The organism is Methylobacterium sp. BI1 (genome assembly GCF_056680125.1).
Genome location: NZ_CM155267.1, coordinates 4,703,761 through 4,729,059 on the forward strand (window position 1 = coordinate 4,703,761; position 25,299 = coordinate 4,729,059).

The 25,299-nt window shown below is 71.7% G+C and carries 18 protein-coding genes; 12 read left to right on the plus strand and 6 right to left on the minus strand.

Annotation, left to right across the window (positions count from 1 at the left end):
* Position 1: 1 nt before the first annotated feature.
* Genes AC1MGR_RS22205 through AC1MGR_RS22235 form a run of 7 tightly spaced genes read left to right on the plus strand, consistent with a single transcriptional unit; the run spans position 2 to position 7,532 of the window.
* Positions 2-1,591, plus strand: coding sequence for a YcaO-like family protein (locus tag AC1MGR_RS22205; protein ID WP_108040167.1), 1,590 nt, complete (start codon positions 2-4; stop codon positions 1,589-1,591).
* Positions 1,588-2,433: a sugar phosphate isomerase/epimerase family protein gene (locus AC1MGR_RS22210; RefSeq protein ID WP_108040165.1), complete on the plus strand. Its 846-nt coding sequence runs from the start codon at positions 1,588-1,590 to the stop codon at positions 2,431-2,433. Before AC1MGR_RS22205 ends, AC1MGR_RS22210 begins: the two co-directional genes overlap by 4 nt.
* Positions 2,430-3,653 carry a glycosyltransferase family 4 protein gene (locus tag AC1MGR_RS22215; RefSeq protein WP_480232975.1) on the plus strand — a complete coding sequence of 408 codons (1,224 nt, stop codon included), beginning with the start codon at positions 2,430-2,432 and terminating at the stop codon, positions 3,651-3,653. The genes AC1MGR_RS22210 and AC1MGR_RS22215 overlap by 4 nt, the downstream gene beginning before the upstream one ends.
* A gap of 4 nt (positions 3,654-3,657) precedes the next feature.
* Complete coding sequence (locus AC1MGR_RS22220) at positions 3,658-4,422, plus strand: PIG-L deacetylase family protein (RefSeq protein ID WP_480232976.1); 765 nt, start codon at positions 3,658-3,660, stop codon at positions 4,420-4,422.
* A complete protein-coding gene (locus tag AC1MGR_RS22225; protein WP_480232977.1) occupies positions 4,412-5,122 on the plus strand; it encodes a uracil-DNA glycosylase in 711 nt (236 codons plus the stop codon). Before AC1MGR_RS22220 ends, AC1MGR_RS22225 begins: the two co-directional genes overlap by 11 nt.
* Positions 5,123-5,179: 57 nt before the next feature.
* The gene (locus AC1MGR_RS22230) at positions 5,180-6,223 is read left to right on the plus strand and encodes a lysylphosphatidylglycerol synthase domain-containing protein (protein ID WP_108040157.1); all 1,044 of its coding nucleotides are present in this window, start codon (positions 5,180-5,182) and stop codon (positions 6,221-6,223) included.
* 28 nt (positions 6,224-6,251) lie between these two features.
* Positions 6,252-7,532, plus strand: a complete 1,281-nt coding sequence (locus AC1MGR_RS22235) for an ATP-binding protein (protein WP_480232978.1) — start codon at positions 6,252-6,254, stop codon at positions 7,530-7,532.
* Positions 7,533-7,541: 9 nt separating this feature from the next.
* Here the strand turns inward: AC1MGR_RS22235 and AC1MGR_RS22240 are convergent, their stop codons facing one another.
* Positions 7,542-9,035, minus strand: coding sequence for an AMP nucleosidase (locus tag AC1MGR_RS22240; protein WP_108040153.1), 1,494 nt, complete (start codon positions 9,033-9,035; stop codon positions 7,542-7,544).
* Between the two features lie 258 nt (positions 9,036-9,293).
* On the opposite strand from AC1MGR_RS22240, the gene AC1MGR_RS22245 reads away from it, so the two are divergent.
* Both AC1MGR_RS22245 and tsaA read left to right on the plus strand, forming a co-directional pair.
* Positions 9,294-11,669, plus strand: coding sequence for a bifunctional diguanylate cyclase/phosphodiesterase (locus tag AC1MGR_RS22245; protein ID WP_480232979.1), 2,376 nt, complete (start codon positions 9,294-9,296; stop codon positions 11,667-11,669).
* Positions 11,670-11,800: 131 nt separating this feature from the next.
* A complete protein-coding gene (tsaA, locus tag AC1MGR_RS22250; RefSeq protein ID WP_108040149.1) occupies positions 11,801-12,298 on the plus strand; it encodes a tRNA (N6-threonylcarbamoyladenosine(37)-N6)-methyltransferase TrmO in 498 nt (165 codons plus the stop codon).
* A 27-nt stretch (positions 12,299-12,325) separates the two neighbouring features.
* Here the strand turns inward: tsaA and AC1MGR_RS22255 are convergent, their stop codons facing one another.
* Genes AC1MGR_RS22255 through AC1MGR_RS22265 form a run of 3 tightly spaced genes read right to left on the minus strand, consistent with a single transcriptional unit; the run spans position 12,326 to position 17,725 of the window.
* Positions 12,326-15,439 (minus strand): efflux RND transporter permease subunit, encoded by a 3,114-nt coding sequence (locus tag AC1MGR_RS22255; protein ID WP_480232980.1) that lies wholly within the window; start codon positions 15,437-15,439, stop codon positions 12,326-12,328.
* Positions 15,440-15,497: 58 nt separating this feature from the next.
* On the minus strand, positions 15,498-16,601 hold the full coding sequence (locus AC1MGR_RS22260; protein ID WP_480232981.1) for an efflux RND transporter periplasmic adaptor subunit: 1,104 nt from the start codon (positions 16,599-16,601) through the stop codon (positions 15,498-15,500).
* Positions 16,598-17,725, minus strand: a complete 1,128-nt coding sequence (locus AC1MGR_RS22265) for an efflux RND transporter periplasmic adaptor subunit (protein ID WP_480234870.1) — start codon at positions 17,723-17,725, stop codon at positions 16,598-16,600. Before AC1MGR_RS22265 ends, AC1MGR_RS22260 begins: the two co-directional genes overlap by 4 nt.
* A 254-nt stretch (positions 17,726-17,979) precedes the next feature.
* Here AC1MGR_RS22265 and AC1MGR_RS22270 point away from each other — a divergent pair, with 254 nt between their 5' ends.
* Together AC1MGR_RS22270 and AC1MGR_RS22275 are read left to right on the plus strand one after the other, a co-directional pair.
* Complete coding sequence (locus tag AC1MGR_RS22270; RefSeq protein ID WP_108040143.1) at positions 17,980-18,552, plus strand: TetR/AcrR family transcriptional regulator; 573 nt, start codon at positions 17,980-17,982, stop codon at positions 18,550-18,552.
* 624 nt (positions 18,553-19,176) lie between these two features.
* Positions 19,177-22,011: a PAS domain-containing protein gene (locus AC1MGR_RS22275; RefSeq protein WP_480234871.1), complete on the plus strand. Its 2,835-nt coding sequence runs from the start codon at positions 19,177-19,179 to the stop codon at positions 22,009-22,011.
* 38 nt (positions 22,012-22,049) lie between these two features.
* Here the strand turns inward: AC1MGR_RS22275 and AC1MGR_RS22280 are convergent, their stop codons facing one another.
* Both AC1MGR_RS22280 and AC1MGR_RS22285 read right to left on the minus strand, forming a co-directional pair.
* On the minus strand, positions 22,050-22,952 hold the full coding sequence (locus tag AC1MGR_RS22280; protein ID WP_480232982.1) for a histone deacetylase family protein: 903 nt from the start codon (positions 22,950-22,952) through the stop codon (positions 22,050-22,052).
* A 24-nt stretch (positions 22,953-22,976) separates the two neighbouring features.
* Positions 22,977-23,999 carry an NAD(P)/FAD-dependent oxidoreductase gene (locus AC1MGR_RS22285; protein ID WP_480232983.1) on the minus strand — a complete coding sequence of 341 codons (1,023 nt, stop codon included), beginning with the start codon at positions 23,997-23,999 and terminating at the stop codon, positions 22,977-22,979.
* Positions 24,000-24,112: 113 nt separating this feature from the next.
* Between AC1MGR_RS22285 and AC1MGR_RS22290 the strand changes: the two genes are divergently transcribed.
* Positions 24,113-25,297 (plus strand): ceramide glucosyltransferase, encoded by a 1,185-nt coding sequence (locus tag AC1MGR_RS22290; protein ID WP_480232984.1) that lies wholly within the window; start codon positions 24,113-24,115, stop codon positions 25,295-25,297.
* The last annotated feature ends 2 nt before the right edge of the window (positions 25,298-25,299 follow it).

Here is a 25,299-nt window from a genome sequence, read left to right on the forward strand (position 1 = left end):
CGTGAACGAGCAGGACCAGGACGACCGCGCCCGCCACAGCCGGATCAAGGCGCCGCGCGCCTACAGCCACGGCGCCCCCCGCCGGATCGAGGGCCTGCCGGCCGCGCTGCCGGAGCCGGTGCGCGCCTATCTCGACATCCTGCCGGAGGGCCGCATCGTCGGCTTCCCCCTGGCGCCCCTCGACCGCACCGGCATCCCGGTCTGGTTCGTGTCGCTGTTCCTCGACGACCCGTTCTTCGTCGGCGCCATGCCGAGCGGCATCGGCTACGGCGCCACCGACGACGAGGCCATCATCGGCGCGGTGGCGGAGATCGCCGAGAACCTGATGCCGTCCCTCGCGGTGATGCCGCGCAAGAAGGAGCGCGCCAGCTACGACGACCTCGTCCGGGTCTACGGCGCCGGTGCCGTGGCCGACCCCCTGACCCTGTGCCTGCCGGCCGGCAGCCCGGTGGGACGCGCCACCACCCTCGAATGGACGCCCGCGATCCGTGCGCGGACCGGCGAGACGGTGCTGATGCCCCTCGACATCGCCGCCACCGACTATTTCGAGCTGTCGGAGGGCTACAAGCCCTTCACCAACCTCATCACCAACGGCCTCGGCGCCGGGCCGGACGTGGACTTCGCCCTCGGCCACGGCCTGCTCGAACTCCTGCAGCGCGACGGCAACGGCCTGCTGTTCCGCGCCCTCGACCAGGGCGTGGTGCTCGACCTCTCGGAGGGCCTCGGCCCCGAGACGCGCGGCATGCTCGACCGGCTCGAATCGCTGGGGATCAAGGCCCTGCCGAAATTCGCCACCGACCAGTTCGGCCTCACCAACCTCTACGTCGTGGGCTACGACCGGAACCTGGCGGACACGCCGGTACCGATCGCCCTGTCGGCCTGCGGCGAGGCCTGCGATCCGGACCGCGAGCGGGCCCTGCGCAAGGCGCTCCTGGAGTTCCAGGCCGCCCGCGTGCGCAAGGCCTTCGGCCACGGGCCGCTGTCCTTCGCCGAGCGGGTCACCCCCCCGGGCTACGTCAAGGCCTTCATCGACAAGGCCCTGCCGAGCCTCGATCTGGAGGAGAGCCGCGCCCTGAAGGCGATGCTCGAATGGATCGTGCAGCCGCCGGAGGGCATTGCCGCGACCCTGCGCGACACCGTCTATTCCGAGCGCACCACCAAGCGCTTCGCGGACCTGCCGACCACGGAGGCGCCGGACGGACATGCCCGCGGCCGCATCGCCCGCGAGCGCCTGGAGCAGGCCGGCTTCGACGTCCTCTACGTGGATTGCTCGCCGCCCGGCGGCCGCGTCGGGGTGGTCAAGGCGATCGTGCCGGGGCTCGAGGTCGAGACCATGAGCTACCACCGGATCGGCGCGCGCAACACGCAGAAGCTCCTCGACCGCGACCATCCGCTGATCCGCTTCGGCGAGGCCACAGACACCCTGAAGCCCGTGCGCCTGACCCCGGAGGCGATCGCGCATTTCGGCGGGCAGCCGCTGTTCGACACCGCGCTGGCCGACCGGATCGTCGGCGCGCATTACCCGCTCTACCGCGAGCCGGAATCGCACCATGCGCCGTTCCGCCTGGCCCAGCAGGGCCGCGCCGCATGAGCCTGCGCTTCGCCTACAACACCAACGGCACCGCCAATCACCGCCTCGACGACGCGATCGACCTCATCGCCGAGGCCGGCTACCAGGGCGTGGCGCTGACCCTCGACATCCACCACCTCGACCCCTTCGCCGAGAACTGGCTGCAGGAGGCGCAGCGGGTGTCGAGCCGCCTGCAGCGCCTCGGCCTCGGCTCGGTGATCGAGACCGGTGCGCGCTTCCTCCTCGACCCCAAGGCCAAGCACGAGCCGACCCTGGTGAGCGGCGACGCCGCCGGCCGGGCCCGCCGCATCGGCTTCCTCAAGCGTGCCGTCGACATCGCGGCGATCCTGCATTCCGAGGCGGTCTCGTTCTGGGCCGGCGTGCCGAAGCCCGGCATCGATCCCGACGAGGCCCGGGGCTGGCTGCGCGAGGGCCTGACCGAGGTCGTCGCCTACGCCGCCGAGCAGAAGGTGGTCGCCTGCCTGGAGCCCGAGCCCGGCATGCTGATCGAGACCCTGGACGACTACGCCGCCCTCGACCTGCCGGGCCTGAAGCTCGCCCTCGACACCGGTCACTGCCTCGTCACCGGCGAGCGCGAGCCGGCCGCGGCGGTGGCGGAATTTTCCGACCGCATCGGCACCGTGGCGATCGAGGACATGGCGCGGGGCGTCCACGTCCACCTGCCCTTCGGCGAGGGCGATATGGACGTGCCGGGCGTGCTGGGCGCCCTGGACGCGATCGGGTTCGACCGGCTGGTCTGCGTCGAACTCTCCCGCGAGAGCCACCGGGCCGACCTGATGGTGCCGGCCTCCCTGAAATACCTCCGCGACTGCCGCAATCCGAACCCGGGAGCCTCCGCGTGAGGATCTGCTTCGTCTCGCGCCGCTACTTCCCGGCGATCTCCGGCATGAGCGTCTACGCGCAGAACCTCCTGCGCGAGCTGGTCGAGGCCGGCCACGACGTGACGATGATCTCCCAGTATCGCGGCGACGCCTTCGGCACCCGGGTCTATGGCGGCGGGCCGCCGCCGGCCGTGCCGGGCGTCACCGTCATCGGCCTGGAGCAGGTCGGCGAACAGGAGAGCGGCGACTTCGAACGCGACATCGACACCATGGTGGCGACGATCCGGGCCGAGCACGCCAAGAAGCCCTTCGACATCCTGCACGCGCAGTACGGCTATCCCACCGGCTGGGCCACGCTGCTGGCCTCCCGCGCCATCGGCGTGCCCAACGTCGTCTCGATCCAGGGCGGCGACGGCCACTGGGTCGGCTCCTGCTGCGAGACTCACCGGGTCGCCATGTGCGAGGTGCTGGCCCATGCCAATGCCCTGCTGATCGGCGGCGCCTCCTTCGTCGAGGAGGTCTGCGACCGGCTCGGCTCGGACCCCGCCCGCTTCACCATCGTGCCGGGCGCCGTGGACACCGCCCGCTTCACCCCCGGGCCCGGCGACCATCCCGGCCCGGTGCGGCTGTTCTACCACGGCCGCGTCGACCGCCGGAAAGGCGTGCTCGACTTCATCGACGCCCTCGCGCTGGTGCGCGCCCGCGCCATCCCGTTCGAGGCGATCATCTCCGGCATCGGGCCGGACGTGGACTCGTCGAAGGCCCGCGCGGCGGAACTGAACTTCTCCGAGGCCGAGATCCGCTTCACCGGCTACGCCGACTACGACACCGTGCCGGACCTCTACCGGGCGGCGGACGTCTTCGTGTCGCCGACCTACGCGGAGGGGTTCTCCAACACGATCCTGGAGGCGATGGCGGCCGGGCTCGCGGTGGTCTCGACCCACTCGGTCGGCGTCTCGGACTGCCTGCGCGACGGCGAGAACGGCCTCCTGGTCCAGCCGGGCGACGTACCGGCCCTGGCCGACGCCCTGGCGCGGGTGATCGAGGACGCGCCCCTGCGCCGGCGCCTCGCCGCGGACGGCCTCGCCGAGTGCCGGCGGGTCTACTCCTGGCGCGCGGTCGGCCGGCAGATCATGGACGTCTACGCCGACGTGGCCCATGCGAGGCCGGCCACCGACTTCCCGACGGTGCTGCCGCACGATCCGTCCTGCCGCTTCCGCGCCGAACCGCACCTGCTCTGAGCCGATGCCCCGCGCCCTCGCCCTGTCGCCCCATCTCGACGACGCCGCCTTCTCCGGTGGCGGCCTCCTCCACGCCCTCGGCGCGGCGGGCTGGGAGGTCGCCACCGTGACGGTGTTCACCGGCTCGGTGGCGAACCCGACGGGCTTCGCTCTCGCCTGTCAGACCGACAAGGGGCTCGGGCCGGAGGTCGACTACATGGCGCTGCGCCGGTGCGAGGATGCGGCGGCGATCCGCGCGCTCGGGCTGGCGCCCCCGTGCCACTGGCCCTTCCGCGAGGCGCCCCATCGCGGCTACGCCTCCGCCCCGGAGCTGTTCGAGGCCGTCAGGACCGATGACGGGATCGTGCCCGACCTGACCGACGCGTTCCGGGCGCTCCTCGCCGAGACGGCACCCGATCTGATCCTCGCGCCCCAGGCCATCGGCGGCCATGTCGACCACGTCCAGGTGGTCCGCGCCCTCGATGCGGCCGAGCCGACCGCGCCGGTCCTGTGGTGGCGCGACTTCCCCTACACCGTGCGCGACCAGACCCCGAAGGAGCCCCTGCGGGCGCGCTTCTCCGACCTGCCGGAGGTGGAAGTCCGGTCCGGCCCCGAGGGCCGCAGGGCCAAGGCCGAGGCCTGCGCCGCCTACGCGACGCAGCTCGGCTTCCAGTTCGGCGGTCCCGAGGGCCTCGCCCGGCGCCTGGCGCAGGAGGACGGGCGCGAGCGCTTCCGCCGGCAGGGCACCCTGCCGGAGAGCCTGGGGCGCCTCGTCGCCGATGTCGGCTGAGGCGCCGCCCGCCGAACCGAAGAGCCTGCGCGACCCCCTCGCCCTGGCCGCGCGCAAGTCCCTGCTCGACAGCCCTCACATCGGCCCGATCCGCGCCCTCGCCCGGCGGATCGCCGTCGCGCAGGGAGCCGACGTGCCCGATCCCGATCCCCTCGACGGCGGCGTCGAGGCCCGCCTGCTGCTGCTCCTGGAGACTCCGGGGCCGAGCATCCGCGACACCGGCTTCGTCTCGCGGGACAACCCGACGGGCACCGCCGCCAACCTGTTCCGCTTCCTCGCGGAGGCGGGGATCGCCCGACGCGACACCCTGATCTGGAACACGATCCCGTGGGTGATCCACGCCCCCGGCGCCCGCAACCGCGCCCCGCGCCGGTCCGAGGTGCGGCAGGCCCTGCCCAGCCTCGCCCCGCTCCTCGCCGGCCTGCCGCGGCTCGGCGTCGTCGTCCTCTCTGGGCGGGTCGCGGGCCTGGCGCGGCCGGCGCTCGAAGCCCTGCGCCCGGACCTGCGGCTGATCGCGATCCCGCACCCGAGCCCGACCTATGTCTGCACGTCCCCCACCGTGGCCGCGCGCATCCGGGCGGGCCTGGCGGAGGCGCAGGCGTGCATCGCCGGTGGGCATTGCGCCTCCCTCGCTGGCAATTGCCCGCCGATGCCCCTAAATGCGGGCGACGGGCCGTGGTCCGGCACAAGCTCGGGTTGACCCATGCCGCCGTTGCGGCCGTGCGCGGGGAACCCGGCGGAGGCGGACGCCGACACGATGAACTTTGCGGGACAGCAGAAGCAGATCGAGACGGCCGAGGCGCTCGCGCCCGAGGCGTCGCCGATCGACGCGACGGAGGCCGAGGCGGCACCGGCGAAATCCGGGATGCGCGGACGCTACGCCTGGCTCGGCACCATCGCCAGCCTCGCCATCCTGGCGGGCTCGCTGTTCGTCCTGTGGAAGCTGGTTCAGACCGTTACCTGGGCCGAGATGCACGCGGCCTTCACGGGGGCCTCGGCCGAACAGCTCGGCTTCGCCTTCCTGTTCGTCGGGCTGAGCTACCTGTTCCTCACCTGCTACGACGCCCTGGCGCTGCGGCAGCTCAAGCTGAAGGTGCCGTACCGAACGACGGCCCTGGCCTCGTTCACGAGCTACGCCGTCAGCTTCACCCTCGGCTTCCCGCTCCTGACCGCGGGGACGATCCGCTACTGGATCTACTCGAGCAAGGGCCTGGGGGCGGCCAAGATCGCCGCCCTGACGGTGATCGCCGGCTTCACCTTCTGGCTCGGGATGGGCGTCGTGCTCGGGCTCAGCCTGATCGTGGAGGCCGGCCAGCTCGCCGCCCTCACCTTCACCAGCATTGCCCTGAACCAGGGGGTCGGCTTCGGCGCCCTCCTCGCCGTCGTGGCCTACCTGCTCTGGGTCTCGCTGAAGCGCCGCCACGTCCGGGTGAAGAGCTGGCGGCTCGAGCTGCCCGGCGCCTCGGTCTCCCTGAGCCAGATGGTGGTGGGCATCGGCGACGTCTGCGCGGCGGCCGCGACGCTCTACGTGCTGCTGCCGGCGGGCACCTCCATCGGCTTCACCACCTTCGTGGCGATCTACGTCCTGGCGGCCATGCTGGGCATCGCCTCGAACGCGCCGGGGGGCATCGGGGTGTTCGAGGCGACGATCCTGCTGGCGCTGTCGAGCCTGCCCCGCGACCAGGTGCTCGGCTCGCTGCTGCTGTTCCGGGTCTGCTACTATCTCGTGCCCTTTGTCATCGCACTGGCCATGTTGACCGTCTACGAGATCCTCAAGCGCACCCGGCAGGCCCGGGCCTGAGGCGCGGAGCTGAGCCGGGAGGGTCTGCATGGCACGGGGCGCGCGCCGATCATCCTGGACCGCCGCCGCCATCGCCACGGTGGGGCTCGGGGTGTTCGCGGCCGGCCGGGGAACCCTCGACGCGCCGATGATCGCGGCCTCCCTCGTCGTCCTCTGCCTCGGAGGCGTCGTCGGCAGCCTCGGGCGGCCCCGCATCGTGCGGATGCCCGAGCCCCCCGGACCCAGCCGCCACTCGGTGGCGGAAGCGCTCCTCGCCAACATTCCCGATCCCGTCATCCTGGTGGATCGGCGCGCCGTGGTGATCGAGGTCAATCCCGCCGCCCGCGCCCTGCTGCCGGCCCTGAAGCTGCGCCACCCGCTCTCCTTCGCCCTGCGCGCGCCCGACGTCCTCGACGGGATCGAGGAGGTCCTGCGCACCGGCGCCTCGCTGAAGACGCTCTACGCCACGCGCGTCCCCACCGAGCGCACCTTCGAGGTGCAGATTGGCGCCCTGCCGATGCCGGACGGGGTGGTGGGCGGGCAGCCCAACGTGGTGCTGTTCCTGCGCGACCTCACCTCGGCCCGGCGCCTGGAGGCGATGCGGGTCGATTTCGTCGCCAATGCGAGCCACGAGCTGCGCACGCCCCTGGCCTCCCTCCTCGGCTTCATCGAGACGCTGCAGGGCCCGGCCCGGAACGACCCGCCGGCCCGCGAGCGCTTTCTCGGCATCATGAAGACCCAGGCGCAGCGGATGGCGCGCCTCGTGGACGACCTCCTGTCGCTGTCGCGGATCGAGCTGCGCGAGCACGTCCCGCCGACCCGCCCCGTCGACCTGACCCGGATCGCCCGACAGATGGTGAACACCCAGGGGCCGCTGGCCCGCGACCGCGGCGTGATGCTCAGCGTCGCCGCCGAGGGCGCCTTCCCCATCCTGGGCGAGCGCGACGAGCTCCTGCGGGTGGTCGAGAACCTGATCGAGAACGCGGTCAAGTATGGCGGTGGCGGGGGACGCGTCGAGGTCTCGCTCCGGCGCCAGACCCAGGCGGCCACCGAGCGGACGAGCATCGAGCTCGCCGTGCGCGACTACGGGCCGGGGATCGCCGCCGAGCACATCCCGCGCCTGACCGAGCGGTTCTACCGGGTCGACGTCGCCTCGAGCCGCGACCAGGGCGGGACCGGCCTCGGCCTCGCCATCGTCAAGCACATCGTCAACCGGCACCGGGGCCGGCTGCTGATCGAGAGCGTGCCCGACGAGGGCACCACCGTGCGGGCGGTCTTCCCGGAATTCGAGGCCGTCGAGCCCCCGGACGTTCTCGCCGAGCCGGCCTGAGACGTCGCTCTAGCGGAACGGCGGCTCGTCGAAGCTGCGCAGCTTGCGCGAATGCAGGCCGTGCCGCTCGGCCCGCAGGTTGTCGAGGGCGGCGAGCCCGATCAGCAGGTGCTCGGCCACCGCGCGCTCGTAGAAGGCGTTGGCGGCGCCCGGCAGCTTGATCTCGCCGTGGAGCGGCTTGTCGGAGACGCAGAGCAGGGTGCCGTAGGGAACCCGCAGGCGATAGCCCTGGGCCGCGATGGTGCCGCTCTCCATGTCGACGCCGATGGCCCGGGAGAGGTTGATGCGCCGCCGCTCCTGGCTGAAGCGAAGCTCCCAGTTGCGGTCGTCGTAGGTGACCACCGTCCCGGTCCGCAGCCGGCGCTTGAGGTCCTCGCTCGTCTCGCCGGTGACGTGGGCGGCCGCCGCCTGGAGGGCGAGCTGCACCTCGGCCAGCGCCGGCACCGGCACGTCCGGCGGCACCAGTTCGTCGAGGATGCGGTCGCGGCGCAGGTAGCCGTGGGCGAGGACGTAGTCGCCGATGGTCTGCGACTGGCGCAGGCCGCCGCAATGGCCGACCATCAGCCAGCAATGCGGGCGCAGGACCGCGAGGTGGTCGGTGATCGTCTTCGCGTTGGAGGGGCCGACGCCGATATTCACCAGGGTGGTGCCCTGCTGGCTGCCGTCGGGCCCCCGCGCCACGAGGTGGTAGGCCGGCATCTGGTACTTGTGCCAGGGCGAGGCGGCGATCAGTGCCGCCGGATCGACGGTGGCGGCCTCCGCCCGCGAGACGCTGACGCCGCCCGGCAAGATCATCCGCTCGAACCCCTCGTCGCCGCGCGCGAGGCGCTCCAGCCCGTGGCGGATGAAGCCGTCCACGTAGCGATGGTAGTTGGTCAGCAGGATCCAGGGCTGCACGTCGCCCCAGTCGCTGCCGGTGTAGTGCACCAGGCGCCGGAGCGAGTAGTCGGTCCGGATCGCGTCGAAGAGGGCGAGCGGGCGCGGCGCGTCCGGCAGGTCCTGCCAGAGCCCGTCCGCGATCTCGTCGCCCACCACGGAGAGCAGCGGCACCGGGAAGTAGGTGGCGAGATCCCGCGGGGTGACGCCGCTGCGCCCGAGATCGGCGCCCGGCTCGATGACGTAGGGATAGGGGATCTCCTGGGCGCTGAGGCCGACCTCCAGGGTGACGGCGTAGTCCCGCACCAGCGGCCGCAACTGCTCCAGCAGGTAGCCGCGGAAATGGTCCGGCTGGGTCACGGTGGTGGCGTAGGTGCCCGGCGCCTGGAGCTTGGCCGTGGCGCGGGAGACCTGCGGCATCGGCCCGGCCGGCTGGTAGGTGAGGCGCAGCTCCGGATAGCGGAACTGCAGCCGCTCGGTCGCGTCCGGCGGCGGCCCGCCGTCGAGGTAGCGCGCGAGGGCCGAGCGCAGCGCCTCGATCGCCCCCGCATGGAGCGCCGCCAGGCGGTCCACCGCGGTCTCGGGATCGGAGACGGACTCCATCGGTCGCAACTCGTCGCGGATCACGGTGACTCCTGCCCAGGTCCTTCGGTCCCCAGGGTCTTACACCCGGCGAACCCGGGACGCGAACGCACGGCGGATCGGCGCGTTTTCCAAAATCGTCGCTGACTGAGAGATTCCAAATTGCCGTTTGGTTGCGATACAACCATTCCGTTTTGGCTCCGATTTCCTTAACATATGCGAGGTATCCGACTCGTCTCGGAGAGACGAAGACTGGGTCCTCGGACTGGCAAAAGCGGTGACGACAGGGGGAACAAGGCGTCGATGCTCACTGTCATCGGTTGCTTCATTACCGAACACGATCCGTGGCTGCTGACGCTGGCGGCGATCATTTGTGCCCTGGCAGCGACGTCTACGGTCGCGCTTCTGCACCATGCGCAGCAGACCCGGATCGGCTGGCGCAGCGGATGGGTCGCGGTCGCGGCTTTGGCCGGCGGCTCGGGAATCTGGGCCACGCATTTCCTCAGCATGCTGGCCGCCGACCCGGGCCTGACCGCGGCCTACGCGGTCGGCCTGACGGTGCTGTCGCTGGTCTTCGCCGTCCTGGTGAGCGGGATCGGCCTCGCGACCGCGGTGTTCTGGGGCGCCCGCGGCGCCCCCCTGGTCGGGGGGGCCATCGTCGGCCTCGGCATCGCCGCGATGCACTATACCGGGATGGCGGCCTTTCAGGTCGCCGGCCATAGGGTCTGGAGCCCAGCCCTGGTGACGCTCTCCGTCGCCCTCGGCGTCGGGCTCGCCATGGCGGCCCTGTGGATCGGGCTGACCAGCAGACGCGCCCGGGGCCGGGTCGTCGGGGCCGCCCTGCTCGCCGGCGCGATCTGCGGCCACCACGTCCTCGGCATGATGGCCCTGACGCTTGTGCCGGACCCCGCGGTGGTCGTCCCCGAGGAGACCGTTCCCTCGCTCTGGCTCGCCCTCCCGGTGGGGCTGGCGAGCCTGACGATCCTGATCATGGCCTGCACGACCCTGGTGGTCGACCTGCGCGACCGCCAGCGCGAGGTCTATCGCGGTCGGCTGCTCAGCCTCGCCAACGCCGCGGTCGAGGGCCTGGTGATCTGCCAGGACGGCGTCATCGTCAGTGCCAACGACAGCTTCGCGACCCTGGTCGGCGGCGAGGCGAAGGCCTTGAGCGGATTGCCCCTGGCGCAGTTCGTTCCGGACAGCGCGACCCGCCGCAGCCTCGCCGACAACCCCGACGACGTAGTCGAGGGGACCCTGTACCGGCTCGACGGGTCCGACCTCCCGGTCGAGCTCATCATGCGCCCGGTCGCCTATGGGCGGACGCCGCACGTCGCTCTGGCGGTGCGGGACCTCACGACGCGGCGGCGGGCGGAGCGCCAGATCCGGTTCCTAGTCGGGCACGACCTCCTGACCGGATTGCCGAACCGCCGGCATTTCCAGGACTGCCTGGATCGGGACATCCGGCAGGCGGGGAGCGGACGCCTGGCGCTCCTCCACATCAACCTCGACGGGTTCAAGGAGATCAACGACCTTTTCGGAAACCCGATCGGGGACGCCACCCTCGTGCGGGTCGCCCGCCTCGTCGGCGGCCTCCTGGACGAGACCCAGACGATGGCGCGGATCGGCGGCGACGAGTTCGCCGTGCTGACGCCCTGCACCCATGCGGTGGCGGCCGGCCGCCTCGCCGAGACCATCCGGGCGACCCTCCAGGCGGCGGCGGAGAACGCCCCCCAGGGCGAACCCGTGCCGGCCGCCACCATCGGCATCGCGGTGTTCCCGGACGACGCCCGCGACCGCAACGACCTCCTGAACGCGGCCGATACGGCGCTTCTGCTGGCGAAGTCCGAGGGGCGCGGCAGTTACCGCTTCTTCGAAGCCTCGATGGGGCAGGACGTGCGCGAGCGCCGCGTCCTCGAGAAGCAGCTGCGCCGCGCCCTGGCGGAGGACCAGCTGCGCCTGGTCTACCAACCACAGATCGAAACCCGCACCGGGGCCGTGATCGGCTTCGAGGTCCTGCTGCGCTGGCACCAGCCCGGGCGCGGGCTCGTCTCGCCGGCCGTCTTCATCCCCATCGCCGAGGAAAGCGGGCTGATCCGGGAGATCGGCGCCTGGGTGCTGCGGGAGGCCTGCCGGGAGGCCGCGCGCTGGGCGGCGCCCCTGGCGGTCGCGGTCAACGTCTCGGGCATTCAGGTCCATGATTCCGGCTTCGCGCCGGCGGTCCAGGCGATCCTGGCCGAGACCGGCCTCGATCCGGCGCGCCTCGAACTCGAGATCACCGAGACCGCCCTGATCCGCGACCCCGACCGGGCCCTGACCAACCTGCGCCAGCTGAAGGCGCTGGGCCTGCGCCTGGCCATGGACGATTTCGGCACCGGCTACTCGTCCCTCTCGAACCTGCGGCTCTTCCCCTTCGACACCATCAAGATCGACGGCTCCTTCATCGCGGCCGTCGACTCGAATCCGCAGGCCGCCGCCATCGTGCGCTCGGTGCTGGGGCTCGGCGCCGGCCTCGGCCTGCCGGTCATCGCCGAAGGGGTCGAGACTGCCGAGGAGCTCGGCTTCCTCGTCGCCGAGAAGTGCCACGCCGCGCAGGGCTACTTCATCGGCCGGCCCGGTCCGATCAGCGGATTCGAGCAGCAGACCCGCGGCGCGCGGCACCGGTCGCCCGTGGCGGCCTGAGGCTCGCGAGCTCGCAATCCCGGCTTGCCCGCGATCCCGGCTTGCCCGCCATTCCAGCTTGCCCGCGATCGCGACTTGGCCGACACGAGAGGCCCGGCGCGTCGGCCCGCACCGGAGGAGAGACGCCGCGCATGACCGACGAGACCGACCATCGTCCCGGCGAAGTGGCGATCCCGCTGCCCGACAGCTTCGACGCCGGCCTCTACTTCATCGGCCGCATCCGCACGCCCTGGGCGACGCGGGGCGCATGCCCGAAGAACGGCCTGAAGACCGACGCGGTCTGCACGCTCGCCGTCGACGCGCCCTTCGCCGAGGCCCTGCAGAACGTCGAGGGGGCGAGCCACCTCATCGTGCTCTACTGGATGGACGAGGCCGCCCGGGACCTGGCGCTGCAGCGGCCCCGCCACGCGGAGGGCAGCCGCGGCACCTTCTCCCTGCGCTCGCCGGTGCGCCCGAACCCCATCGCCCTCTCGGTGGTCGAGCTCCTGGAGCGGGACGGCGCGACCCTGCGGGTGCGCGGCCTCGATTGCCGCGACGGCACCCCGCTCCTCGACATCAAGCCCTATTTCGCGACCACGGATTCGCGCCCCGGCGCCACGGTGGACCGGGCCGGGACGAGCCCGCGCTGAACCATCGCGCGGGCGCAGGTCCGCGGATCAGCCCGCAGCTGCCGGCGCCTCGGCCCCGTGGACCTGTCCGTCCGCCCCGTGGACCTTGCGCGGCGTGCCCTTCGGCGGCGCCTTGATCCGGTACCAGCCGACATAGAGCGCGGGCAGGAAGAACAGCGTCAGGAAGGTCGCCGCCAGGATGCCGCCGATCATGGCGTAGGCCATCGGCCCCCAGAACACCTCGCGGGCGATGGGGACGAGGCCGAGGCTGGCGGCGGCAGCCGTGAGGAGGATCGGGCGCATGCGGTGGCAGGTGGCATCGACCACCGCGTCCCACGAGGGAAGGCCGTCGCGCTCGTACTCGTCGATCTGGGTCACCAGGATCACCGAGTTGCGCACGATGATGCCGATCAGGGCCAGGACGCCCAGGATCGCCACGAAACCCATCGGCTTGTTGAAGGTGAGCAGCGCGATCGCGACGCCGATCAGCCCGAGGGGGGCCACGCTCGCCACCAGGAAGAGCTTTTGGAAGCTCTGGAGCTGGATCATCAGGAACATCGCCATGGTGAGCAGCATCACCGGCGCCACGGCGGCGATCGGGCCCTGGCCCTTGGCGCTCTCCTCCACGGCGCCGCCCACGGCCAGCACGTAGCCGTCCGGCAGGCTCTTCTGGAAGGCCGTGATCTTCTCGGCGAGCTGGTTCACCACCGTGGCGGGCTGGGTGTCGTCCGCGATCGAGGCCCGCACCGTGATGGTCGGCAGGCGGTCGCGGCGCCAGACGATGGGCTGCTCCAGTTCGTACCCGATGGTGGCGAAGGCGAGCAGCGGCACCACGCTGCCGTTGGCCAGTGGCACCTGCAGGCTCTGGAGCGTATCGAGGGAGTTGCGCTCCACGGCCTGCGCGCGGGCGACCACGTTCACGAGGTAGATCGAGTCGCGGACCTGGGTGATCGAGCGGCCGCCGACGATGCCGTTGAGGAGCCCGGCGATATCCTCCGAGGTGACGCCGAGCTGGCGCGCCTTGTCCTGGATGATGTCGACCTTGAGCACCTTGCCGGGCTCGTTCCAGTCGAAGGTCGGCACGTCGAGATGCGGGTTGCCGCCGACGATGTTGCCGAGGGTGAGCGCATACGCCCGCAGGGTCTGCAGGTCGGGCCCGCTGAGGCGGTACTGCACCGGGCGCCCGACCGGGGGGCCGAGGTCGAGGGAGTGGATCAGGAAGTCGGTGCCGACGAATTTTTCGCGGGCGAGCCTGTCGAGCTTCAGCTTCATGCGCTCGCGCGCCTCGATCGACTTCGTCTCGATGACGATCTGGCCGAAGAAGGCGTTGCCGAGCTGCTGGTCGAGGGGCAGGTAGAAGCGCACCGCGCCCTGGCCGACATAGGACGACCAGCGCACGATCTCGGGATCGCCCACCAGGGTCGCCTCGAAGCGGTCCATCTGGCTCTTGGTCTCGGCGATGCTGGCGTTCTGCGGCAGCGTCATGTCGACGAGGAGCTCGGGCCGGTCGGAGGCCGGGAAGAACTGCTGCTGCACGAAGCCCATGCCGACGATCGCCGCGCCGAGCATGCCCACGCAGGCGATCACGGTGGTCCAGCGCCAGCGCATGGCGCCGAGCAGCAGGCCGGTGAAGATCCGCATGGACCGGCTCGGGGCGCCGTGGTCCTTGTGCTTCATCTGCTTCGGCAGGAGCTTCACCCCGATGAGGGGCGCGAACAGCACCGCCACCACCCAGGACACCAGGAGCGAGGCGGCGATGACGACGAAGAGCGAGTAGGTGTACTCGCCCGCCGACGAGCCGTTGAAGCCGATGGGCAGGAAGCCCGCCACGGTCACCAGGGTGCCGGTGAGCATCGGGAAGGCGGTGGAGGTGTAGGCGAAGGTGGCGGCCTTCTTCAGGCTGTCGCCGACCTCCAGGCGCGCGACCATCATCTCCACGGTGATCATTGCGTCGTCGACGAGGAGGCCGAGCGCGATGATGAGGGCGCCGAGGGAGATGCGCTGGAGCGTGACGCCCATGATCTGCATGATCACGAACACGATGGCGAGCACGAGCGGGATCGACAGCGAGACCACGAGGCCGGCGCGCCAGCCGAGCGAGATGAAGCTCACCGCCAGCACGATCACCACGGCCTCGACGAGGGCCTTGGTGAAGCCGCCCACCGCCTCCTCGACGATCCTGGGCTGGTCTGAGACGAGGTGGATGCCGACGCCCACCGGCAGCTCGCCCTCGAGCTTGCGCATGCGCTCCTTCAGGTCGTGGCCGAAGGTGAGCAGGTTGCCGGAGGGCTGCATCGCGATGGCGAGGCCGATGGCCGGCTGGCCGTTGAAGCGGAACAGGTCGGTGGGCGGGTCGGTGAAGCCGCGGGAGATCTCGGCCACGTCGGAGAGGCGGAAGAAGCGGTCGTTCACCCGCAGGTTGACGGCGCGCAGGCTCTCCTCGTTGACGAACTGGCCGCCGACCCGGACGGAGACCCGCTCGGGGCCCGCCTGGATCACGCCCGAGGGCGCGATGGCGTTCTGCGACTGCAGGGTGCGGATGACCGAGTTCGTGTCGAGGCCGAGGCCGGCGAGCTTGCGGGTGGAGAAGTCGAGGTAGATCACCTCGTCCTGCGCCCCGAGGAGCTGCATCTTGCCGGCGCTCGGCACCTTCTTCACTTCGGCCCGGACGCGCTCGACGTAGTCGCGCAGCTGGCGCGGGGTCACGCCGTCGGCCGTGAAGGCGTAGACGTTGCCGAAGACGTCGCCGAACTCGTCGTTGAAGAACGGCCCCTGGATGCCCTGCGGGAAGGTGCCCTGGATGTCGCCGATGCGCTTGCGCACTTGGTAGAAGATCGCCGGGATGGTCTTGGGCGGCGTCGTCTCGCGCAGCTGCACGAACACCGTGGCCTGGCCCGGCGTGGTGTAGCTGCGGCTGAAATCGACGGCATCGATCTGCTGCACCTCCTTCTCGATCCGCTCCGTGACCTGATCGAGGGTGTCGCCGATGGTGGCGCCCGGCCAGCGCGCCTGCACGATCATGGTCTTGATCGCGAAGGGCGGGTCTTCCTCGCGGCCCAGGCGCTCGTAGGCCAGGAAGCCGGCCACCACCGAGATCAGCATCAGGAACCAGACGAAGGAGCGATGCTCCAGGGCCCATTCGGAGAGATTGAAGGTCTTCACGGGATTGCTCTCGCCTCACCGGGGTGGCGGCTGATGATGGATGGCGGCGGGCCGGAGATCAGGGCGCCTGGTCGGGCAGGCGCACGGGCTGCCCCTCCTGGAGCGAGTGGACCCCGGCCAGGACCACCCGGTCTCCGGCGTCCAGGCCTGTGCCGATGCTGACGCGCTCCGGGTCGCGGCGGATGACGCTGACGGGCCGCTTGTGGACGCTCTTCCCGTCCGGCGCGACGACCCAGACCGCGTCACGGCCGTCCTCCGTCAGGACCGCGGTGGCGGGCAGGTCCACGTAGGGGGCCTCGGGCCGCGCCAGGGTGACGGTGAGGGTCGAGCCGAGGCGGAAGGCCTCGGAGGGCTTGATCAGGGTCATGCGGATGCGCCGGGTCCGCGTGGTCTGGTCGGCGAAGGGGGCGATCTCGCGCACCCGCGCCGCCGCCGTCACGTCCGGGGCGCTCTGGAGCGCCACGGTGAACTGGCCGTCCGTGGGCATCGTCCCGATGAGCTCCTCGGGGATGTCCACCACGGCCTCGCGCTCCTCCGGCCGGGCCAGGGTCGCCACGGCCTGGCCCGCGCTGAGCACCTGCCCGACCTCGGCGCTGCGCACCGTGACGACGCCGTCGAAATCCGCGTGCAGCTCGGTATAGCCCATCTGGTCCTGGGCCCGCTGCAGGTTCGCCTCCGCCTGGGAGACGCGGGCCTGGGCGGTGTCGCGGCTCGCCACGGCGGTGTCGAGCTGGGCCTGGGTGACGTTGCCGCCGGCCAGCAGGCGCCGGCGCCGCGCTTCCGTGGCACTCGCGTTCTCGGCCTGCGCCTTGGCGTCGGCGAGCTCCGCCTCGGCGCGGGTCAGGGCGAAGCGCGTCACCACGGGGTCGAGGGCGGCGATGCGCTGGCCCTTGTGGACGATGTCGCCCATGGTGACGTCGCGGGCGATCATCCGGCCGGCGATCTGGAAGCCGATCTCCGACTGGTAGCGCGGGGCCACGACGCCGGCGAAGGGGCCGAAGACCTGGGCCGAGACCGGCTTCACGACCCGGTACAGGACCGGCCGCACGGGCGGCGGGGGCGCCTCTTCGGCGGCCTGGCAGGCACCGAGGAGCAGGCCGAGCGCCAGGGCGCCGAAAATCGGCTGGATCAGGGTCGGGCGGATCAGGGTCGGGCGGTTCATCGCGCCGCCTCCAGGGTCTGCGAGACGGCGACGGTCTGGCCCGGGCGCAGGAGCTGGATCCCCGCGATGACCACCTCCTCGCCGGGCTCGACGCCGCTCTTCAGCGCGATGGTGTTGGGCCCGTAGCGCTCGATCACGACGGGACGGGGCGCGACGGTGCTGTCGGCGGGATCGCGGACCCAGACGGCCGGGTTGTTCTCCCAGCGGTAGAGGGCCGACCAGGGCAGCACGATCGCCTGGCGCGGCCGGAACTTGCCGGTGCCGATCACGACGGCGCCGAGCGTCATGGCCTTGGGCGTCGCGTCGAGCCCGACCTTGACCCGGACCGTGCCGGAGGCGGCATCGACGCTCGGCGAGATCTCCCGCACTCGGCCGATGGCCTTGACCCGCGGGTCGGCCTGGAGGGTGACCTCCACGGTCTTGCTCTCCGGGGGCGCGGCCAGCACCGCCTCGAAGATGTTGAAGACCGCGTCGCGGGGGCCGTCCTGGGCCATCGCCAGCACGGTCTGGCCGGTCTGCACCACCTGGCCGACCTCGAAGGTCCGGCTGAGGACGATGCCGTCCACGCCGGCCTTCAGGTCCGTGTAGGAATACTGCTCCTCGGCGCTGCCGAGGGCGGCCTTGGCGGAATCCACCGAGGCCTGCGTGGTGCGCAGCTGCTGCTCGGCATCGTCGTAGCTCGGGCGGGTGGTGTATCCGCTGGCGAGGAGCTGCTCCTGACGCTTGAAGTTCAGCTTGGCCTGGGTCAACAGCGCCTCGGCGGAGGTGAGCGCGGCCTGGGCGTTGTTGAGGTTGGCGCGCTGCTCCTGCGGATCGAGCCTGGCCAGCACCTGATCGGCGGTGACGTGGTCGCCGACCTCCACGAGGCGCTGCGCGATCTTGCCGTTGGTCCGGAACGCGACGTTCACCTGGGACTGGGCCTGGATGTCGCCGGTGAAGATCAGGTCGGAGGCGATCGTGGTGGCACGCGCCACCGCCGTGCGCACGACGGCGATGGCGGGACTTGGGGACTGACGCGCCTCCTTCCCGGCCTCCTGGTCCGTCGCCTTGCCGGCGTCCTTGGGCGTCGCCTCGGTCGCCGCCTTGGCGCCCGGGGCCGGCACGGCGGCACAGGCCGCGAGCACGAGGGCCACGGCCCCGCACCTGCGCGGCCACACGGTCAGCCTACCCACCATCGCGTCCTCGAACTCGAAAGGCCCCTGTCTGGCGCCACCCATATCGGCTGCGATACCGACCGTCCAGACGGTTTCTTTTTTCGGCGAACCGTCTTCCCCGCGCCATCGTTCCCCGATATCCCGGTGTCGTTCCCGATCTTTACGCCGGACTTGGCACCAGATCTCCTGCCCCCGAAACCGCCGGTGAACCGGCTGGATCGTCGATGATGAAGGCGCGTACCCGCCGCGAAGACCGACCGGTGGTCATCCTGGACGCCGCCGAACGCCTGATCCGGCGCGTGGGCACCCGAACGCTCACCATCGATGCGGTGGCGGCCGAGGCCTCGCTCAGCAAGGGGGGCGTGCTGCACCACTACGCCTCGAAGGACGCGCTGATCTCCGCGCTGGCCGAGCGCAAGCTGCGGGAGATCCGCGAGAGCGTGGCCGCGCACGAGGCCGAGCAGGGTCCGGGCCCGGCCGCCCTCCCCCTCGCCCTGATCGCCCATGCACGTCAGGTCTACGCCGACGAGGACGGGTTTCCCCGCGCGCTCCTGCTGGCTTCGGCGGAAAACCCCGAGGCCTTCGCGGGCTTCAACGCCTTCCTGAAGCAGCGCCTCGCCCAGATGGAGGACGTGGCCTGCTGCCCGGGGGCCGGCGCGATGCTGACCTTCGCCACCCTGGGCTTGCTGCTCACCCGCACCCTGGGCTTCCACTGCCTCGAGGGCGCGGAGCTGGAAAAGCTGTTCGACGCCATGGAGAACGCCGCCCAGAGCCTGCCAAAGCCGCTCCCGGCCTGAAACCGGATGCAGCGCGCGTTCGCTTCCGGACAAGGATGAACGAAAGCCGACGCAGACCCCTGCTGCGTATTGGCGCAGACGAATTTCGCCGCCGGCCCCTGGCAAGGCTGTGATCGAGAAGATGGTCAACGAAATGCTGGCGGGCAGCTTCATGGTTGATACTTGCCGGCCGCGGCTCGGCGCTCGCAAAGTCAGATTGCGCAAGAGATCGACCGGCCAGATTTAGTTGGGATTTCCGGGATCTGTTCTGTCCCGCGACCGATGATCGCTGTACGGTTCGCCTTGGCGGCGCTATGTCTTGCAGATGCCATCCGGACTGACCGCGTCGAATTCCCGAATCTCCGAGATGCCGGTCTTCTCGGGAAGGCCGTATCCGCTTGCGAGGCGGAGGATCGCTGCGCCCGAGCTTCGCAACCTTCGTGCCGGAGCGGCGATCCCTGGCGCGCGCGATCGCTCCGGGATGCGGGCCGCGTGACCTTTTCCCTGGCGTTCCTCGACGCGGGCAGCGCCACCGGCGCCGAGATCCGCGCCCGCGACTGGTCGGGAACGACGCTCGGGCCGCCCGAGACCTGGCCGCCGGCCCTCCGCAACACGCTGGCGCTCATGCTGGCCTGCCCGCGGCCGATGTTCCTGGCCTGGGGGCCGGAGCTGCTCTGCTTCTACAACGATCCCTATCGGCCGATCCTCGGCTACCGGCTGCCCCAGGCCCTCGGCCGCCCGTTCCGCGAGGTCTGGGGCAGCATCTGGGACGATATCGGCCCCCTGGTCGAGGCGACGCTCGCGGGGGAGACGCGCACCCTCACCGACATGAAGCTCGATCTCGCCCGCACCGGCCGCGCCGAGGAGAGCTGGTGGTCCTTCACCTACTCGCCCGTCTACGACGATGCCGGCGCGATCAACGGCCTGTTCTGCGTCACCGCGGAAACCACCGACCGGGTGATCGGCGAAGCGGCCCTGCGCGAGAGCGAGGACCATTATCGCCACGCCGTCGAGCTGAACCCGCAGGTGCCCTGGACCTGCGATCCGCACGGCAACATCACCTCCTACGCGACGCGCTGGCTGACCCTGACGGGACAGGCCCCCGGCGAACCCCTGGGCGACGGCTGGACCCGGGCGATCCACCCCGAGGACCTGCCGAAGGCCCTCGCCGTGTTCGCCGCCTGCCTCGCCTCGGGCGAGCCGGTGGACGTCGACTATCGCATCCGCCTGGCATCGGGGGAGCATCGCTGGATGCGGGCCCGGGCCTTTCCGCGCCGGGCCGAGGACGGCACGATCCTGCGCTGGTACGGCGTGGTGGAGGACATCCACGACCGCAGGCAGGCCGAGATGCGGCTCCAGCGGCGGGAGGAGCAGCTGCGGCTGGCCACCGAGGCGGCGGAGGTCGGCACCTGGGACCTCGACCCGATCGGCGGCACCCTGATCTGGTCGGACCGGACCAAGGCGATGTTCGGCCTCGGGCCGGAAGCCGCGGTGACGATGGACGATTTCTATGCCGGGCTACACCCGGAGGATCTGGCGGCCACGCGCCAAGCCTTCGCCTCGGCCCTCGATCCCGCCCTGCGGGCGACCTACGACGTGGAATACCGCACCATCGGCCTGAACGACGGCCGGATGCGCTGGGTCGCCGCCAAGGGCCGGGGTGTCTTCGACGGCAGCGGGCGCTGCGTCCGGGCGCTGGGGACGACCGTCGACATCACGGCGCGCAAGTCCGACGAGGGCCACCTGCGCTTCCAGATCGCCCTCGCGGATCGCCTCCGCACGGCCGGGATGCCCCTGGAGCTCAAGATGATCGCCGCCGCCGGCCTGGGCGCGCATCTCGGCGTCGGGCGGGCGGGCTACGGACACCTCCAGAACGGGGGCGAGGTCATCTCCGTCGAGCGCGACTGGTGCGACGGACGCATGCGCTCGCTCGCCGGCGAGACCCGGGTGCTGGACGCCTTCGGCCCCGTCCTGATCGCGGAGCTGCGCCGGGGCCAGACCCTGGTGGTGACGGATTGCCGGACGGATCCGCGGACGGGGGCGGCCGCCTTCCAGGCCACCTGGGACAGCATCGGCACGCGGGCGCTGATCGTGGCGCCGATGATGCGGGGGCAGGAGGGCGGAAGCCTCACCCTCGGCGGCATCTTCTACGTCCATTCCGCCGAACCGCGGCACTGGACCGATGCGGAAGTGCGCCTGACCATGGAGGTCGCGGCGCGGACCTGGTCGGCCTACGCGCAGGCGGAGGCCGAGGCGGCCCTGCGCGAACTGAACGCCACCCTCGAAGAGCGCGTGGCGGGGCGGACGGCGGAGCTGGAGCAGACCCACGAGGCCCTGCGGCAGGCGCAGAAGATGGAAGCGGTGGGCCAGCTCACCGGCGGGGTCGCGCACGACTTCAACAATCTCCTGACCATCATCCGCTCGTCGGTCGATTTCCTGCGCCGGCCGGACCTGCCCGAGGCCCGCAAGAGCCGGTACCTCGATGCGGTCTCCGAGACCGTCGACCGGGCCGCCAAGCTGACCGGCCAGCTCCTGGCCTTCGCGCGCCGCCAGGCGCTCAAGCCGGAGGTGTTCGAGGTCCGGGCGCGGCTCGTCGCCGTCGCCGAACTCCTGGAGACGGTGACGGGCGCCTGCATCCGGGTCGTCACCGAGCTGCCCGACGAGACCTGCTACATCCGCGCGGATCTCAGCCAGTTCGAGACCGCCCTGATCAACATGGCCGTCAATGCCCGGGACGCGATGGCGGAGCAGGGGACCCTGACCATCCGGCTCGAATGCCGGGCGCCCCTGCCCCCCCTGCGCAACCATGGCGGCAGCGCGAGCCGGTTCGCGGCCATCTCCCTGACCGACACCGGCAGCGGAATCCCGCCGGACCAGCTCGACCGCATCTTCGAGCCGTTCTTCACCACCAAGGGGGTGGGCAAGGGCACCGGGCTCGGATTGTCCCAGGTCTTCGGCTTCGCCAAGCAGTCCGGCGGCGACATCGCGGTGCGCAGCGTGGTCGGAGTCGGAACCACCTTCACGCTCTACCTGCCCGAGGTGGCGGCCGGCCAGCTTCCGGCCTCGCCCCCCGCCGCCGAGCACCCGGCCGTTTCGGGGGACGGCCTGCGCGTCCTCCTGGTCGAGGACAATCTCGAGGTCGGCCGCTTCGCGCGCCAGATCCTGGAGGATTTCGGCTACCTGCCGACCTGGCACACCGATGCCGAGAGCGCGCTGGCGGAAGTCGAGCGGGACGCCACGCCCTTCGACATCGTCGTCTCGGACGTGGTCATGCCGGGCATGGGCGGCGTCGCCCTGGCGCAGGAGCTGAAGCGGCGTCATCCGACGCTGCCGGTGCTGCTCGCCTCCGGCTACAGCCACATCCTGGCACAGGAGGATGCCCACGGCTTCGAGCTGCTGCACAAACCCTACTCCGCCGAGCAGCTGGGCCGGACGATCAACCGGATCGTCGGCCGCCACGCGGTGCTGTCGGCCTCCTGAGCCGCGGGCACCGCCGCTATGACGGGGCGGGCGCCCGGTCAGGCCGCCCGTTCGGCCATGGCTTCGAAGACCAGGGCGTGACGGGCCGCGAGGGCGTCGATGTCGGTGGAGTAGCCGCCGCCGATCACCCCGACGAAGGGGATGCCCCGCCGATGGGCCTCGCCCACGACGAAGCGGTCGCGCGCCAGCAGGCCCGTATCGGTGAGGTCGAGGCGGCCGAGGCGGTCGTCGCGATGGGGGTCGACGCCGGCGTTATAAAACACGATGTCGGGGCGCAGGGCATCGAGCAGCGGCCCGACATGGGCCGCCAGCACGGCGAGATAGCCGGCATCGTCGACGCCGTCCGGCAGGCCGACATCGCGGTCACCGGCGATCTTGCGCGTCGGATAGTTCTTCTCGGCATGGATCGAGAGGGTGAAGAGGTCGGGCGTCCCGCCGAGGCAATCGGCGGTGCCGTCGCCCTGGTGGACGTCGCAATCCACCACCAGGGCCCGGCCGATGGTGCCCTCGGCGTGCAGGGTGCGGGCGGCCACCGCCACGTCGTTGAAGATGCAGAAGCCGGCGCCGGTCTCGCGCCGGGCATGGTGGCTGCCGCCGGCCGTGCTGCCCGCGAGTCCGTGCGCCAGGGCGAGGCGGGCCGCCAGCAGGGTGCCGCCCACGGAGGCGCAGGAACGGGCGACCACCGAGGCGCCCACCGGCAGGCCGATGTTGCGCTCGATCTCGCGGGAGACGTCGAGGGCGAGCACGGCCTCGACGTAGGCGCGGTCATGGGCGGCGGCGAGGAGATCGGCCCCGGCGGGCTCCGGCCGCGCGAAGCCGTCCGGCGCCAGTCCCCGTTCCGTCAGGAGCTCGGCCAGGCGGCCGTACTTGCGCATCGGGAAGCGATGGCCCTCCGGCAGGGTCGCCTCGTAGGCCGGATGGAAGACGATGGGCAGGCTCATTGGGGCAGGCTCATTGTGACCGGCTCATGCGAAGTCCGCGATCAGCCGGTCCGCCAGGGCGAGGCCGCTGTCGTGGGCGGCCTCGATGCGCGGGCCGAGGCAGCCGTCGCCGGCATAGCCGAGGCGCCGGCCCGGATCGTAGAGGCAAGGCGCGCCGCAGGTCTCCTCCACGAGGGCGTAGCGCCAGCGATGGGCGCGGGCCTGCAGGACCGCGATGGGGCCGCCGAACAGGTCGCCCACGGCAGCGAGCAGGGCGTCCCGTACCGTCTCCGGGGTCTCCTCGAGATGCGTCCGCGACCAGTCGGGCGTGGCATGGACGGTGTAGGCGGCGGGCGCGGTCAGGCGTCCGGGCTTCGCGCCCTCGCGGAACAGCGCACCGACCGGCCCGGCCGTGGGGCGCAGGACGTCGCCCGGGAGGTCGTCCAGGATGGGAAGGTCCCGCGCGCAGGCGAGCATCAGCGACCAGCAGGGCGCGTAGGCCGCCCGTTCGACCCCGGGCAGGACGAAGCCGCCGGTACCCAGGAGGCGCAGGGCCTGCGGTCCCGGCAGCGTCAGGGCGACCGCGTCGAAGACCCGGTCCTCGCCGGCCTCCGCCAGGGAGAGCCGCCATCCGTCGGCGGCGCAGGCCAGGCCGGCGACGGTGCGGCCGACCTGCACGTCGAGTCCGTCGAGGAGGTCGCGAACGGGGGCGGTCATGTCCGGCACGGCGGTGAAACGGCCGGGCGCATCGTAGGGCGCGACGAGACCGCGGGCCTCCCACGCGGCGAGGCGGGCACGGAAGGCGGGGCCGTGCGCCCGCATCACCTGCGCGCCGTGGTCGAAACGGAGGCCGGTCTCGCGGTCGTGGCGGTTCGCCATGCGGCCGCCGGGCTGCCGGCCCTTGTCGAACACCGCGACGGAGAATCCGGCCTCGTGGAGACGGCGGGCCGCGCTCGCCCCCGCCATCCCGGCCCCCACGATCGCCACGCGTGCCGGTCTCGTCCCTTGCGCCGGTCCCGCCACCCGCATCCCCCCTCGTGATCCGTGGCTGTCATACGACTGAAGCATCACGGCTGTTAGGGGCGCTGTGCAGTCCGGGACGCGACGCGGTGTCCAACCCGCGCCGGGCTGCGATGGTGGGGCCGCGCGAACGGGAGACGTCGCGGATGTGGGATCAGGCGATGCAGGAGCTGTCGGAGCCGGGCGCCGCGGTCGCCCTCTGGCTCTGCGTCGCCCTGACCCTCATCAACCTCGTCGGCATCGCGGTGGCAGCCCTGCGGATCGGCCGGCGCAACGGCGCCTCGGTGTTTCCCGGCGGCGCCCCGGTCTCCCTGGTACGGCCGGTCTGCGGCGTCGAGCCCTTCAGCGAGGAGCTGCTGACCCGCGGCTTCACCCTCGCCCATCCCGCCTACGAGCTGATCTTCTGCGTGGCCCACGGCGCCGACCCGATCGTGCCGCTGCTGGAGCGCCTGATGGCGGCGCATCCCGGCGTGCCGGCCCGCCTGATCGTCGGCGACGAGCGGATCAGCGACAACCCGAAGCTCAACAACTGCGTGCGCGGCTGGGAAGCGGCCCGTCACGACTGGGTCGTGCTCGCTGACTCGAACGTCGCGATGCCGCCGGACTACCTGCAGCAGCTGCAGGCGGCCTGGCGCCCGAATACCGGCCTCGTCTGCTCGACGCCGATCGGGGCGCGCCCCAGCGGCCTGTTCGCCGCGGTGGAATGCGCCTTCCTGAACACCCTGCAGGCGCGCTGGCAATATACCGGCGAGGCCCTCGGCCTCGGTTTCGCCCAGGGCAAGAGCATGCTCTGGCACAAGCCCTTCCTGGAGGCCCGCGGGGGCATCCGGGCCCTGGCGGCCGAGATCGCCGAGGATGCGGCGGCAACGAAGCTCGTGCGTGCGGCGGGAGCGCGGGTCCACCTCGTGGCCGCGCCCTTCGACCAGCCCCTCGGACGGCGCAGCCTCGCCGAGGTCTGGTCCCGGCAACTGCGCTGGGCCCGGCTGCGCCGGGTCACCTTCCCGCTGTTCTTTGCCCCCGAGATCGGCAGCAGCCCGCTCCTGCCCTTCGCCCTCGCCCTCGCGGCCGTGCCGTCCATCCCCCTGGCGGGCCTCCTCCTCGGGCTCACCGGCCTGTGGTACGGGGCCGAGATCGCCCTGGCCGCCCGGGCGCGCTGGTACCGGCACCCCCGGCTGCTCCTCGCCTTCCTAATCCGCGACGCCCTGGTGCCCGCCCTCTGGGTCAGCGCCTGGATGCGGGGCGCCATCGTGTGGCGCGGCAATCCCATGGACATCCGGACGAAGGCGTCCGAGCCCGCGGGCCGGGCCCCCTGGCGCCGGCCGCGGCCCCGCGCCAGCGCCGCCTGAGC

Coding starts and splice junctions, on each gene's coding strand:
- AC1MGR_RS22210 (WP_108040165.1), top strand. CDS start 1,588: ATGAGCCTGCGCTTCGCCTACAACACCAACGGCACCGCCAATCACCGC.
- AC1MGR_RS22220 (WP_480232976.1), top strand. CDS start 3,658: ATGCCCCGCGCCCTCGCCCTGTCGCCCCATCTCGACGACGCCGCCTTC.
- AC1MGR_RS22225 (WP_480232977.1), top strand. CDS start 4,412: ATGTCGGCTGAGGCGCCGCCCGCCGAACCGAAGAGCCTGCGCGACCCC.
- AC1MGR_RS22230 (WP_108040157.1), top strand. CDS start 5,180: ATGAACTTTGCGGGACAGCAGAAGCAGATCGAGACGGCCGAGGCGCTC.
- AC1MGR_RS22235 (WP_480232978.1), top strand. CDS start 6,252: ATGGCACGGGGCGCGCGCCGATCATCCTGGACCGCCGCCGCCATCGCC.
- AC1MGR_RS22245 (WP_480232979.1), top strand. CDS start 9,294: ATGCTCACTGTCATCGGTTGCTTCATTACCGAACACGATCCGTGGCTG.
- tsaA (WP_108040149.1), top strand. CDS start 11,801: ATGACCGACGAGACCGACCATCGTCCCGGCGAAGTGGCGATCCCGCTG.
- AC1MGR_RS22260 (WP_480232981.1), bottom strand. CDS start 16,601: ATGAACCGCCCGACCCTGATCCGCCCGACCCTGATCCAGCCGATTTTC.
- AC1MGR_RS22270 (WP_108040143.1), top strand. CDS start 17,980: ATGATGAAGGCGCGTACCCGCCGCGAAGACCGACCGGTGGTCATCCTG.
- AC1MGR_RS22275 (WP_480234871.1), top strand. CDS start 19,177: ATGTTCCTGGCCTGGGGGCCGGAGCTGCTCTGCTTCTACAACGATCCC.
- AC1MGR_RS22280 (WP_480232982.1), bottom strand. CDS start 22,952: ATGAGCCTGCCCATCGTCTTCCATCCGGCCTACGAGGCGACCCTGCCG.
- AC1MGR_RS22285 (WP_480232983.1), bottom strand. CDS start 23,999: ATGCTTCAGTCGTATGACAGCCACGGATCACGAGGGGGGATGCGGGTG.
- AC1MGR_RS22290 (WP_480232984.1), top strand. CDS start 24,113: ATGCAGGAGCTGTCGGAGCCGGGCGCCGCGGTCGCCCTCTGGCTCTGC.